The organism is Pseudomonas sp. Bc-h (assembly GCF_002080045.1).
Lineage (GTDB): Bacteria > Pseudomonadota > Gammaproteobacteria > Pseudomonadales > Pseudomonadaceae > Aquipseudomonas.
The window spans coordinates 138,442-151,933 of record NZ_MUIN01000010.1; the positions used below are offsets into that span (position 1 = coordinate 138,442).

12 protein-coding genes are annotated in these 13,492 nt (G+C 52.2%); 4 read left to right on the forward strand and 8 right to left on the reverse strand.

The window, feature by feature from the left end:
• Positions 1–22 precede the first annotated feature (22 nt).
• The 3 genes from BWR59_RS19625 to BWR59_RS19635 all read right to left on the reverse strand — a co-directional run bounded on the left by BWR59_RS19625 (position 23) and on the right by BWR59_RS19635 (position 2,298).
• Complete coding sequence (locus tag BWR59_RS19625; protein ID WP_143490882.1) at positions 23–250, reverse strand: hypothetical protein; 228 nt, start codon at positions 248–250, stop codon at positions 23–25.
• Positions 251–436: 186 nt separating this feature from the next.
• Positions 437–1,615, reverse strand: coding sequence for a GGDEF domain-containing protein (locus BWR59_RS19630; RefSeq protein WP_081567314.1), 1,179 nt, complete (start codon positions 1,613–1,615; stop codon positions 437–439).
• A 248-nt stretch (positions 1,616–1,863) separates the two neighbouring features.
• The gene (locus BWR59_RS19635; RefSeq protein ID WP_081567315.1) at positions 1,864–2,298 is read right to left on the reverse strand and encodes a hypothetical protein; all 435 of its coding nucleotides are present in this window, start codon (positions 2,296–2,298) and stop codon (positions 1,864–1,866) included.
• An 860-nt stretch (positions 2,299–3,158) separates the two neighbouring features.
• Between BWR59_RS19635 and BWR59_RS19640 the strand changes: the two genes are divergently transcribed.
• On the forward strand, positions 3,159–3,650 hold the full coding sequence (locus BWR59_RS19640; protein ID WP_081567316.1) for a hypothetical protein: 492 nt from the start codon (positions 3,159–3,161) through the stop codon (positions 3,648–3,650).
• Positions 3,651–3,714: 64 nt separating this feature from the next.
• On the opposite strand, the gene BWR59_RS19645 is transcribed toward BWR59_RS19640, so the two are convergent.
• The 5 genes from BWR59_RS19645 to BWR59_RS19665 all read right to left on the reverse strand — a co-directional run bounded on the left by BWR59_RS19645 (position 3,715) and on the right by BWR59_RS19665 (position 11,120).
• Positions 3,715–3,933 (reverse strand): antitoxin Xre/MbcA/ParS toxin-binding domain-containing protein, encoded by a 219-nt coding sequence (locus BWR59_RS19645; RefSeq protein WP_081567317.1) that lies wholly within the window; start codon positions 3,931–3,933, stop codon positions 3,715–3,717.
• Between the two features lie 85 nt (positions 3,934–4,018).
• Positions 4,019–4,750 carry a hypothetical protein gene (locus BWR59_RS19650; protein WP_081567318.1) on the reverse strand — a complete coding sequence of 244 codons (732 nt, stop codon included), beginning with the start codon at positions 4,748–4,750 and terminating at the stop codon, positions 4,019–4,021.
• Between the two features lie 2 nt (positions 4,751–4,752).
• The gene (locus BWR59_RS19655) at positions 4,753–8,148 is read right to left on the reverse strand and encodes a hypothetical protein (RefSeq protein ID WP_143490883.1); all 3,396 of its coding nucleotides are present in this window, start codon (positions 8,146–8,148) and stop codon (positions 4,753–4,755) included.
• A complete protein-coding gene (locus tag BWR59_RS19660) occupies positions 8,145–9,593 on the reverse strand; it encodes a site-specific integrase (protein WP_081567320.1) in 1,449 nt (482 codons plus the stop codon). Before BWR59_RS19660 ends, BWR59_RS19655 begins: the two co-directional genes overlap by 4 nt.
• 891 nt (positions 9,594–10,484) lie before the next feature.
• Positions 10,485–11,120 (reverse strand): HAD family hydrolase, encoded by a 636-nt coding sequence (locus tag BWR59_RS19665; protein WP_081567321.1) that lies wholly within the window; start codon positions 11,118–11,120, stop codon positions 10,485–10,487.
• 115 nt (positions 11,121–11,235) lie between these two features.
• Here BWR59_RS19665 and BWR59_RS19670 point away from each other — a divergent pair, with 115 nt between their 5' ends.
• From BWR59_RS19670 to BWR59_RS19680, 3 genes are all read left to right on the forward strand, one after another.
• Positions 11,236–11,556 carry a transposase gene (locus BWR59_RS19670; protein ID WP_078464875.1) on the forward strand — a complete coding sequence of 107 codons (321 nt, stop codon included), beginning with the start codon at positions 11,236–11,238 and terminating at the stop codon, positions 11,554–11,556.
• Complete coding sequence (tnpB, locus tag BWR59_RS32880; protein ID WP_010792762.1) at positions 11,553–11,888, forward strand: IS66 family insertion sequence element accessory protein TnpB; 336 nt, start codon at positions 11,553–11,555, stop codon at positions 11,886–11,888. The genes BWR59_RS19670 and tnpB overlap by 4 nt, the downstream gene beginning before the upstream one ends.
• A gap of 63 nt (positions 11,889–11,951) precedes the next feature.
• Positions 11,952–13,487 carry an IS66 family transposase gene (locus tag BWR59_RS19680; RefSeq protein WP_081567322.1) on the forward strand — a complete coding sequence of 512 codons (1,536 nt, stop codon included), beginning with the start codon at positions 11,952–11,954 and terminating at the stop codon, positions 13,485–13,487.
• Positions 13,488–13,492 lie beyond the last annotated feature (5 nt).

The following is a 13,492-nucleotide window of genomic DNA, read 5'->3' on the forward strand; positions in this document are numbered from 1 at the left end:
AATAGCGCGTAATGGACACTCTTCAGGCCATTCCACCTTCAATTACGCGCAGCATCGTGACCCTGCGTTTTCCGGGGTTATCGGCGATGTGCTGATTGAGCGCTGCCTGCCATTTGTGGATATCGCTTTCCTTGGCAATGGCCATCAGTTGCTCCCATCCCGATGCCTGCGTCTCGACACCTGCGCCGGTGCTCTCGGCCATACGTTCACGCTTCAACAGGTTTGCTGCAATTTCCGAGAGGGTACTCACGACGGGCTCCATGACACGCTCATCTGGGAGCATGTCGATACTGACGATGGGGATGGGTGCAAAAGCCTGAGCGCCAATTTTCAGTTGTCGCGGGCTCTGCGACAGGGACCACAGCAATGTTCAGACCAACTGCAGGGGGAGCGGATGACCCTTCGTCCGAGTGTCTGCACGAGGTAATAAAGCCGGTCAGGGAGTACCGAGCGACTCGACGTTGGTGGCTGTTCGATCGACAAGGCGAATGCTGTTGCGCCCTCCTCGCTTCGACTCGTAAAGCGCAGCGTCGCCCTGTTCTATCAATGCTGCGAGGCTGGCTGGGCGATGGCCGAACAGATTGGCGCCAATGCTCAGCGTCACCGGCTGAGGGGTGTCGAAGGCTTGGGAGGCCGCCTTGTGAAATTGCTCGCGCAGAATGCCACCCAGTTCCACGACCTTCTCACTGGAGGCATGACCCAACAGAATCACGAACTCGTCCCCGCCCAGCCGCGCGGCCAGCGAGCCTTCCGGCAAGACCGAGCGGATCATCTCGCTCAGCACCACCAGCAAACGGTCCCCCGCGGTGTGGCCGTAGAGATCATTGACCGGCTTGAAGTTGTCGATATCGATCAACAGCAACGCCCCCGGCCGCTCCGGCGAAACGTCCTCGAACAGGCGCGGCGCCCGGACTTCCAGCGCCCGACGGTTATACAGCGCGGTCAGCGGATCCCGGGCTGCCAGCCGCGCGATGCGTTTCTCCCGCCGGTAGCGCTCGGAACCCGTCATCGACAAAGCAATCAGCATGATCGCCATCGCCCCTTCGACCAGGGAAATTTGAATGATCTCGCCGCGAAACGCCGCCAGATCGATCAGCGTGCCCGGCACAACCGCCGTGACTGCCTTGGAAAAGTAGAAAAGCCCGTGGATCAACAGCACGAAACGCAACTGCACCGCACCGACGCTCAGCGACCGACCATGGGGCCGCAGCAGAAAACTGGCGCGAAGCACCAATATGGTGATCAGCAGAGAGTTGCTCGCCAGCATCACCTTCGACCACCACGCCTCCTCCGGCAGCAGCAACATCGCCAGCCAGACCACGAAAATCAGATACCAGCCGCGCGACAGCTTCGCCTCCGTGAAACGCGCAACGCCCAACAGAAACATCCAGTGGGCGGTGACCAGCATGCCGTTGGCGAACCAGATCCCGATCAGCAGAATGCCGCTACTGCGCAACAACGCCAGAGTCGAGCCGACGCTGATAATCGCGAACCCTGTCGCCCAGAACAGCAGCGAAGACTCCCGCACATTGCGCCATTCCACCGCCAGGTACAGCGCAGCGGCGGCAGCAAGCGCGATTGTGATAGTCAACATCGTGATGGGGTCGAGCGCCATATACTGCCTGGAGTGTTTGAATTGCGATGGGGAGGTGTGATTGTAAGCGGTGGAGGAATTTTTTCGGAGGGCTTTCGTCTGCGACCTGAGGTAGCAGCGGGATTGCGGTCATGTGGTCCGAATTGATCCGGCCTCTATTCCTGAGCTAAAACATCGCGTCGGTTTAAGGCAAAGCGAAGGCCGCGGTCATCTCGGTGTCCGGCCCGAGTAAGCTTGGTATACCGGGGCCATTCACACGCAGCAGCCCTCTACGTCTTTGCCGACGGCTTAACAGTTACCTTCCCCGAGAACGTACCACCACTGCCAAACTCGAAGTTGAAATCAGTCGTTTCAAAGCCTCCGTTCGGCTGACGCTTCAAGGTGATACTGCCGCTCTTAGCCGTTATCATCGCACCCGAAATTACACCACCGATAAATACTTCGTCATCCGGGTTTGGACCGATGCGTAACTTGCCGTCCTTCTCGGTTCGAACATTAATCACTATCCACTCCCCTGGCGGCCCATTCACCATTGTTTTCCCAATGACCTGGTAAGAATCTCCCAGGTTCTGGGTGATTTCCGTCGCGTAAAATTTTGATTCCTCATTCTCGCCCGGTCTTTGCAATTGCCCGTGAAATACAGAGCCTTCGGGCACGGCCTTGGCGCCAGCAATTGTTTTAGCGTATTCAGCTTTAACATCCATGATCAATTGTCCTATACGGTGCCGTAAGCGACAGTCACCAAATCGGGTAAAGGTAAATCCTCGATCCTCGCCTGTCGTGTGCTTAACGCTAGAACACTTCCTTAACTACAACAGGAACAATTCCAAGCAAGAAATCAATCTTATATTGCGAATTGCAATAGATCGCTTCTGCATTCCATCTAGCCTTTCTTGGAACTTCCTCACGATGCGGGCAAAACGGCGATGGAAGCATATCGAGAGACGAGCACGAGCCATATCAGGAGTTCGCTGTCCCAACCGCGCGACTTTTTTGTCAACTGCAAAGACCCGTGGAACGAGGGCAGCCCGTCGCCTCAAGCTCAACGACGTCGAAAGCATCGATCAGGAAAAGATGTGAGGGCAGATCGTGGCGACACCAAAAACGGAATGCAGGAGAGGCACGTCTGATAGCACGCTTTCGCAGCGATGTCCCGGGAGCGCCCGCGCATCGAGGGCGCCCCGCAAACCCGAACCCTAGAAACGACAAAGCCCTGAATAATCAGGGCTTTGCTGTACAAAATATGGCGGAGGCGCAGAGATTCGAACCCTTATACAAAGTCCCCCCACATTTCCTTAGCTACAAGACATTCAACCTGCAGCTGCTTAATGTACTAAGTCTAACAAAACCGGGCCTTTGAGCCAAACAGTTTTTCTTTTTTTAGTATGCAACTGGTTGCACACTACCCAAGTCCTCATCTGATAGACCAACGTTCAGCGGCACCAGCTCATGTGAAGGGCAAATACAGCACCACATACCTCCTGACGCTGAGTACCGGATGAAGTCGACCAAGGATGCGATTCGGGATAAAGTCGGGTGCCCTTCGCATTTCAGATAGATTGTCATGTCCTCCACCCCCGATATCCAGAGCCCTCTGACCAACTGGCAGCCCGGGACGCCTATTCCAAGACCGGCCATCATCCCGTTCGAAGACTATGACCAGTACCGAGATCCCCCACCAGATGGACTGACTCAAGAGGACGTAGAATTGATGTGGTGGCTGGTTGCATCATGCCATTCAGAGCAGGCTCTTCGACCGAAAATCCAACAGATTTCAGAGTCTCGCAGCACTTGGAACTGCATCGCCTACCAGCCAATCGCAGATATGCTGGGGAATGGCCGTTATCCCCAGAAATTGGTCATGATACTGTTTAAATTACTCCCCGAAGGCGTCTGTGCGCAGATGCATGATGAGAGTAGTCCCTTACACGGAGGCTTGGTCATTCAAACCGAGATGTGGCACTTGCTGAGCCGTGAGTCCATCGGCTGGTGCCCGATTGATGCGTTACCTCCACACTTGCGCGACATCCGTTTCAGCGCGGATCTGGGTCTTTAAGAGAGGTCGGGGCCGGAGCTGCGTAAGTAATGACCGATCCAATTCAATCAAAGACTCATCAGCATCAGGCGCTGAACCCGTGCTCTAGGCGCCTAACAAAGTCGAGCACGAGATCGGTTTCTGCCCGCGTCGCAGTCATGCGGGCCGGCGTCTTGCCGCCGAGGCCTTTGATCGGCTTCAGTATCCACTCGCGAGCACGCACCGTATCGCCTTCAAACATGCTCAGTGCCGCGTACAGTACCTCCAAGAAGTTTTCTTGCTGATCCTGCGGAAAGGTGCCCATGTCAATACCCTTCAGGTCTGTAGAACTCAAAATACAACTGGTCGATAATGCTGGCAGGCCAGCACCTACTCACTACAACGCAACACTACGAGCGCTGAAATTCAGCGGATCGGAGTATGGCATTCAACTGTTTTCGCAGCTCCGTGGGGAGCGAGTCTAAAATAAGCTCCAGTTGATCAAGCTCGGTCGAAGTAGCGATTAGGCCAAGAACACCATGTAGCCCGGCCTCATGAGCGTCGGTGGGCACCTCTATAATTCGCACAGCTTTTATCGTATTAAGTCGAAGTAACTGAAAGAGTTTAAGGATGAGAAACAACTTCTGATTGAGCTCATCAATGATGGCCCCACCTTCTTCATACTCACCAATGCCCCCCCGTGAGCCTCCGTCCTCTTGGCACGAGTCCAAAGAAATGATTTTAGCCTTCAAAAGAGTGACCTGGGCAACCAACCCAGCATTTATTGCTTTCAAAACTTCAAGATCCTCCTCAATGACATCATCAGTCATCGAGTTTGATCGAGATACATTGAAGGCTTGCTCCACGATTTGACGGTAGCTCTCATTTCGAAGAAGTGTGACATGGCTGAAATTTTTGCACTTGCCACTGTGAAATGGCGATGCAGTACTCTGTGCCTCCGCCTCCCTCAGCTGACCAATAATTTTCGCTAGCGTCTTACAGTACTCGGTGATATTCCGGTACTTATAAGCATCCACAGTCCGCGCCGCGCTCATCACGAGCCGCTCGGTCGCCGCACCTCTTGCGGCAATGAACGAATCAAAGGTGGAAGATTTTCGGTCGTGCGTTTTCCGATTTTTCATAGCTACCCTAATAGCCCTAACATAACTGGTGATGGGGCAGCGAGAGCCTTGTTCTGGATCGCCGAATCAGCGCAAATTTTGTAGACCCCAAACTCATCGATAATTCCACTACTGACCATGCTTCCGATCAGTGCCCCTACATGATGTGCGGCTGACCTTCCAGACTGAGACGATGTGCGTAGTTTCTTACGAGCGTCAGGCCCGTCCATGAGTAGTTCATAACGCAATAGGGACAGTTGGCACTCCAGTTGAGGGCTGTTCGAATCGGGAAATGTCTGCGCATCAACCAGTCGCTTTAGCACTTGAGCTTCCTCCGGCAAGCCAAACCGTGCGTATTGTTGAATCACTTCACCCCGACGCTGAACCATAAGGGCTTTACCGTCACCCTGCTGCGAAATCTCTACCAATTGTAATTCAACTGCTTCAAGCAGTAATGCCTGGAATGCAAAATGGTCATGTTCCTTTTCAAGCCGCTCCATGTCAGCGCTTGACCTATGTTCTGGCTTACGACTTAACATTTCCTGGATCATCCCGAGAACCCCCAACATAAGTTCTTTGTACTTATCTTTTTGAGCCGAAATTGCGGGCAAATGTACTGCACCTCTAATTGCAAAAGGGCACCCAGCGCAGTAATTAGGCCCACCAACGATCGCAATCGCCTCCATAGTACAATTGTTGCCGAATGGGCAAATGTGGGTGCTATTGAAGGCCAACGCGGTCGCCTCTTGAAGCCGAATTAGGTCAACCCCATTCTTCGCAAATTCACCTTTATTATTCTTTGCCCGCTCCAGACTAAACAGCCTATACTTATCGATAGCAGCGCCCGGATTGCGCTCAATATCTTGCTGAAGCCTCAAGTTCAGCTGAACGACTGCATTCGTCAAGTTTGGCGCCAGGCCATCGTCAATCTTTTGCTGATTACTTAACAGAATTTTAGCAAGAATTTGCTCAAAACTCATATCAGGATCATCGTCACCATGAACAGCATAGTAATAAACAAGCTCTTCCGTTTGCCCAGTAAAGTATTGTCCAACTAGAAATGGAGGCAAGAACTTAATGGCTTCGGTTACAAAACCAGCTCGTAATCCATGGGGAGAGATGGCACGTTTGAAAGTCTTGCCGGAGTGTGATGCGAGAGCATCGGCACTGTGATTTTCAATAAACTGAATCGGTTGACCAGGATACTGAAGCCAGACAAAATCCTTCAATTGATTATCATTTAGTCCAGCTTTTATAAAATATTGCAGGCACAAGAGAAATGAGGTGAATGCCTCATGATTATCCCAGCTGCCAATCCCCTGCTGGAGCCTGAACAAAGGTCTGAACTGTCCGAACGCGGAACCGTTAGTCCCCCCATACCAAATCTTTTCACTGAAATCTGCATTGGCACACCTGTCATACCATGCCGCTTGCCTGTGTAGTAAATCCATCACACGTCGGGAAGTAATTGCGCTCCACGACGAGTGAGCTTTGTCAGTAGTCACATAGAGCGGAACCAGTCCACGTCGGCTGTTAACATCGACGTGGCAGTCATACTCATCTCTATCCAGCCAGATGAGGTGCTGCTGACGTATACCTGTTTCACACATCAACTGGGTGATCCGAACATCGTTCATGATGATACGGCTCTCCACCCGATGCTCAAAGACATCTCCGACTTTGCGAACTACTTCCATATCAGCCGCACGATAAAAGCGGGGGATATATTCGAACCTTACAGGCTTCTGATCGTGATAGAAAATCGGACAGTAACTAAGAGCATCTAGATCCACCGAGGCCATCTTATTACCGTAAACCCCCCAGATTCCGGCCCACTCCGGCAACTGAGTGAGTTCATCAATAGTCGGATGAACTAACTCACCCGCTAACACACCACCAACCTCGCCATCCGCCATGTCGTTGAGGTGCATGGCCAATGCTTCAAGAGAATACAGCATGCTCATAAATGTTGCGAAATACTGCCGTGGAACTGGCTTCTTCGTTGTACCATAGCGCTTTTTCAACCTCGGATAACAACCCGGATTGAAAGCGTTCCGTACACGATCTGCATTTGCAAATCGGGCTTGATTTTCGACGATATGATCAAAAAAACTGTCGATCATTTTAATTCGAGCGTAAAGCGTATCTGCGGCCCAACCACTGGCGAAGGCGAAAGCATTCATAAATTGAACTAGAGTCTGCGGCCTTTTCTTAGTGTAAACGATCAATCCATCTACGAGATTAGGATCGCCCGCAACAAATAGCTCACAGGAAAAGTCATTCAGGGTTGCAGGAAACTCAGCAAGATGTCCATCCCGAGTTTCAAAAAATTTAAAAAGATAGGTAGATGCGTATGCCATGAGCAATGCACGAGGCGGTTGCGAATTTTTATCCTGCTGATATTTTTTAGAACGCACAAAAGAATCATATGCGCTATTGAGGAGCTTGGCGAAATCTTTTACCTTGGCCGGCAAGTTAGAAAATCCAACTCCGAACTTTACATCGTTTGGGTCGTCGGCGCTTGTCTTAATGCTATAGTCTACTCGAACATGTTGAATTCCACCTACCGTCTCGACCAGTTTCGCCAAACTGTGATCATCTCCCTGGAGAAATCTCAACGACCGATCAACCGCACCATCATGTTGGGTTGTCTTCTTACGTGCTACAGGGCTTGAGCGTTCACGCGCAGCACTAGCCTCGGATCGAGATTCCGCAAAAATTTTGGTCGCCGACTGTTTCTGATCTTCGGAGTCAGAAAGAAAAAGAATGAAATCACTAGGGTAATAGCGAAGTAGCCATTCATTCTCACTTTTGGTACTCGCAGCTTTCAGTACCCGCATGTCCGATTCAGTAAGATCTGCCGAATCATAGGCCGTTGTACTCAAAAGCAATCGAAACCAATGCGACATTCGCAAGGCACGGTCGGCCTGCGACATCCCTCCCTCGTAGCTTAATGAGGAGTGAGTATTAACGCTTCGGACGCGAAGCATTGAAGAACATCCGGAAGATGAGGCCATTTGATCGAGTAAGTCTTCCTGATGAACCGGTGCAGTAAAATCAGGAGGCAAAATAACTTTTCGTCTGACCCATAGATCAATGAATACCAGTTTGAAAAATGTTCCGGACTTAGATTTCGCACCAGGACTTCTGAATGGCCAATTTTCCGGAGTTTGAGAATTTTTATCACGAATACCAAGAAGCATGATATCTTCGATTTGCGCGGCGCCATATTTACTGAACGGTGCCAAACCCATTTTTTCAATAGGCTTGATCACTATTGATAGCGGGGTCGTCGTGTCGGACATTGAGTACTTCTGGCGATACATCCGACTTACATTCCGCACTGAAATATCGAACTCAGCTCCAATATTATTTTCAGAGACCAGCCATACGGCTTTGGATTTCTCAAGATTGATCATGCGGCCTCCGCTGTAATTTCAGATTTCAAACGTTTGATCTCATGTTCAAGATGAGCAATCTGGGCTTGACGGACAGTCTTTACCCCTCCATGGAGCTTGGCCAAATTAATCGCGCAGAGGGTAGACTCCAACATCACGGCATCCTGACGAGCATACTTCTTGGTAGTGGCGACTTTTACGTGCCCCATAAACTGCTTCACCTTATCAATGGCAATCCCAAACTGGCGGCCACCTGAGTAAGGGTTAGGACAGTGATTAACCAGATAGTAACCATACATGTGACGCAGACTATGAAAACCATAGCTGCGCCCCGTAAGCTCAAACGCTGCTTTAGCAAAGCGTTCGTAGAGGGCTTGATATGAGTTACACATCGGCTTACCTGATTCCAAGTTCCTAATTAGAAACGGATGCCTGACAGGAAATGGTCTATGCTTCTGCTTTAAGTACTCATCGGCCTTATACTCAGCCAACGCCATCCAAAACATACTTGCAAATGGCTCGATCATGAACGTCTTTGGGCTCGCTCTGCCTTTGTGCGGAAGCTCGTTAATCTGATGCTCACCCAAAAATCGAATAAGCTTATCTCTCCTAGTGCCAGGATCGACAATCAAAACCTGATTCATTTCCGGATGATTGATATTAATCTCAATATCTTCATCCAGCATTGTTTGTGCTTCGGAGATCCGGCAACCAATAGCGGCAATCAAACTCCAAAGTACTTTATCTCGCAGGGATGGCGCCCGCTCTATTAACTCCTTGCATTTATCGATAGGAAACGTCATTTCGTCGCCGCCAAACTCGTCGGTGTGAGCGAGCTCTGATCGACGGGCAACTGGCTTAAGCCCTTTGCGCTTAATCTTTTTTGCGCCACCGGCGATGCATCCAGCCAACCAACTATTAGCCTTGATCGCTTGCCGAACTTTTTGCGGGGATTCTATCGAAACAACTCGCTGAAGGGAGAAACCCGACATTGCCGTAGATGCAATATATCCCCTTTCCTCAAGCTCCAATAATCCAGCCCGAAAAGTTTCGCTTGCAGAAATAAATTTATTGACTGCCGCTAGATGAACAATAACAGAGCTGCCACCAAGGCTACGCCCCCCGACTGCCCGAGCAACCTTTCTCACAACCTCGATGTCACTCAGAGTGCCGAACGTCAAGAAGCTCTCATAGTTTTCCAGAGCATCAAGAAGATCTAAAGATGTCAAACCACCCAAAAGATTAGTTAGCGCTTGGATGTAGTTCAGAAATTGTTTGAGCGCGTAACAGTATGCTCTAACTGTCCTATACTTTCTTTCCTTCGCCAAACCGCGGGTAAAATTGTCAAAGAAAGCAGATAGAAGGGGATCTGAGCATAATAGCCTGAACTGGCTACGACCATCGCGAACGGTAGGGATAAGCTCTACCAACGGTGCCACCGACCGGGCAGATGACAACGCATTCATATTCACTTGAAAACCTAAGTCTCACTTAACGTCTTTTTATGCTTCCACAACCCAGACCAGCGCGCAACTGTTTTTTTGCATCCTTAGTTAGTACACCGAGTGTACTAACTCGGCCGGACAAAGTACACCGAGTATACTAACTCGGCCGGCCAAAGTTCACTAAGTCCACTAACTGGCCGGCCAAAAAAATCGAAAAACGTAAATGGCCGGCCACGAAAAACCCAGCGTTCGCGGGCCAAATCAGGTAATTTGGAATTTTTATCGCGCGCTTTCTAGAGAGTTCAATATTTCAATTAATAGTCGATAAGCCTTGGGTAGTTACCAATTCAAAATCAGAACAGCACCAATTTAAGATTTTTTTCATTCTGTGTTTCGACGTGGTGACGTCGGTTCGCCCAACACCGCACATGCTAGAGGCATGCTGGGCGTCATCATAGATGACGTTGCTAGCTTCCCAATTCTGAATTGAGAACGGATACCGATGCCACGCCAATGCCCAAACCTGGCCTGCAGGCTTTATTTATAATCAAGCGCCATAGAGGGAAGCATTCAAAATCTAAACCAAATCCAATGAGCACTGGAATTTTCAGTCGACGCATCACCCGGTCACAAGCTTGTGATCTGGGCTAGTGGCTTGGAATCCTTTTTTAATTCTGAATTGGGGCTCGAAATTCAGCTGCCGAAGGAGACATGAGTTCTTTGTCCGGGACGGCTAAGCGTGTGTGCATAAGCGGTGGCTCCCATGAGTTCCAAGGCAGTGGTCGCCGTTAGGCTGGTATCGCAGCTTCCTCACAGAGCTACCCATTCAAAATTAACGGCAATCAACAGCTGCCGTACCTTGTCGTGCTTTGAGAGCTGCACACCACCGACGCTATTGCCATCATCTCAAAGTCAACCGAGTTTGCTGGCAAGCACGAACTGCGCGAATTCCATGAGGCTACTGAAGCCCGTCTTGCCAGACCTGTCCAACAGATAACCGCCGATACCCACTGCTCGTGGGCCATCCTGATCGCAACGCAGAGAGTCACCGACCATCAGGACAGTAGGCCCGCTCTCATTGCGAATGGGCCGGACGCCCATCAGTTCGAAAGTGGTCTGATATATAGCTGGCGAAGGTTTGGCGCACCCAATTTCAAAACTAAAGCCATATCCATGCATACACGGAAAAAGGCGCCTCACCGCCCCGCCATAGGGCTGAGCAAGGTTAGAGCAGATTCCGACCCTCAACCCTGCCTCCTTAAGCGCACCGACCGCGTCAATCGCATCAGGGAAAGCCTGAACCCCCGCGAGCTCTTCATCGAGCGCCGACTGAATAGCTTCCAGCTCCTGGGCCGCAATTTTGATTCCAAAATAATCTGCCGCCTCTGCCAAGCCTAGGCTTTTCGTCATCAGGATAAAGGCATCATCGGCTTGTGGTCTGCGCCCCTGCTGACGGGCTTTTTGATAGATCTGGCGATAGGGATGCACGCCATTTTGAATTTTCATAAGCGTCCCGAACGCGTCAAAAATCACACCCTGAACACTCATCTACTCTCCTTAACCGTAAGCGTCCGGCGAACTCACCTTCCGAACTCCAGCATTAAGGGCGATGGTGTCCGCGTATTTTTAAGCGGACGCGATCACCCTCATCGCCAGGATTTCCATGCGCCAACGAAGCTCTTATCCGAAACCGTTCAAAGCCCAGGTCGTTCAGGAATGCCTGCAACCTGGCGCAACCGTGTCCAGTGTCGCCATCAACCACGGCATCAATGCCAACGTCATCCGCAAATGGCTACCGCTCTATCGAGATCAGCCCGCAGCGGCTTCACTACCAGCTTTCGTCCCGCTAAAAGCCGCACCTAAACGGCCAGTCGAAGCGTCAGTGATCATCGAGTTGCCCGTGGCCGGGCAAGTGATCACGGTGAAATGGCCAGCCTCGGATCCCGAGGGTTGTGCGCAATTTATTCGGGCTGTGGCTCAATGATCCGCATCGATGCCATCTGGCTGGCCACCGAGCCGATGGATATGCGCGCCGGCACCGAGACGGCATTAGCCCGGGTGATTGCGGTGTTCGGTGCGGCGAAGCCGCACTGCGCTTATCTGTTCGCCAATCGCCGGGCTACCCGGATGAAAGTGCTGGTGCACGATGGCGTCGGTGTCTGGCTTGCCGCGCGGCGCCTGAACCAAGGCAAGTTCCACTGGCCCGGCATTCGCCACGGCTGCGAGGTCGAACTCGACAGCGAACAACTCCAGGCGTTGGTGCTGGGCCTGCCGTGGCAGCGCGTCGGCTCAGGCGGCGTGATCAGCATGCTGTAACCGCCGGCCATTTGGCCGGTCTACTTGTCGCCGCCCCGCGCCTGCTCTGGCACAATCGGCGGCATGACTTTCTCGCCCAACCTCGACCAGATGACCCCGGAACAGCTTCGTGCTTTGGCGGCACAGGCGTTGCAATTGCAATCCCAGGTCGAGGCGATGAGCAGGAAGATTCAGAACGATGAAATCCTCATCGAACAGTTCAAGTTCGAAATCGCCCTGCTCAAACGGCACAAGTTTGCCAAGCGCAGCGAGCAAATCAGCCCGGCGCAAAGCAGCTTGCTGGATGACCTGCTCGACACAGACCTTGAAGCTATCGAGGCCGAGTTAAAACAGCTTCTCCCAGATGCGCCACAGGCCGAACCACGGCAATCCCCGAAACGTGCGCCTTTGCCGCCGCAGTTTCCACGCACGGTGATTCGTCACGAACCCGAAAACACCCAGTGCGTCTGTGGCTGCCAACTTCAACGCATCGGCGAAGACGTCAGCGAGAAGCTGGATTACACGCCGGGCGTGTTTACCGTCGAGCAACATGTGCGGGGCAAATGGGCCTGTCGCCAGTGCGAAACCCTGATCCAGGCACCGGTGCCAGCCCAGGTTATCGACAAAGGTATCCCGACCGCAGGTTTGTTGGCCCACGTGATGGTGGCCAAGTTTGCCGATCACTTGCCGCTGTACCGGCAGGAGAAAATCTTTGGCCGCGCCGGGCTGGCAATTGCTCGCTCGACCCTGGCCCAGTGGGTCGGACAAACCGGCGTGCGGCTTCAGCCACTGGTCGATGCACTGTGTGAAGCCGTGCTGAACCAGGGCGTGATCCACGCTGATGAAACACCGGTGCAAATGCTTGCGCCAGGCGAGAAGAAAACCCACCGGGCCTATGTCTGGGCCTACAGCACGACGCCGTTTTCAGCGCTCAAAGCGGTGGTTTACGACTTCAGCCCAAGCCGTGCTGGCGAACATGCGCGCAACTTCCTAGGTGACTGGAACGGCAAGCTGGTCTGCGACGACTTCGCTGGCTACAAAGCCGGTTTCGAACAAGGCATCACTGAAATCGGCTGCATGGCCCACGCCCGGCGCAAGTTCTTTGATTTGCACGTGGCGAACAAAAGTCAGCTAGCTGAACAGGCCCTGCACTCGATCAGCGGCTTGTACGAGGTCGAACGTCAGGCGCGGGACATGAGTGATGAAGAGCGCTGGCGAGTACGACAAGAATTGGCGGTGCCGATCCTCAAAAAACTGCATGACTGGATGTTGGCTCAGCGCGACCTGGTGCCCAATGGATCAGCCACGGCCAAAGCCCTCGATTACAGCCTGAAACGCTGGGTAGCGCTGACGCGCTACCTGGATGATGGGGCTGTGCCCATCGACAACAACCAGGTCGAAAACCAGATACGGCCATGGGCACTCGGGCGCTCGAACTGGTTATTTGCGGGATCCCTGCGCAGCGGTAAGCGGGCTGCGGCAATCATGAGTTTGATCCAGTCGGCGCGCATGAATGGGCATGATCCGTATGCCTATCTAAAAGATGTGCTGACGCGGCTGCCGACCCAACGGGCCAGTGAGATCGGACAGTTGCTGCCGCATCAGTGGGTGCCGGCCTGACTTAC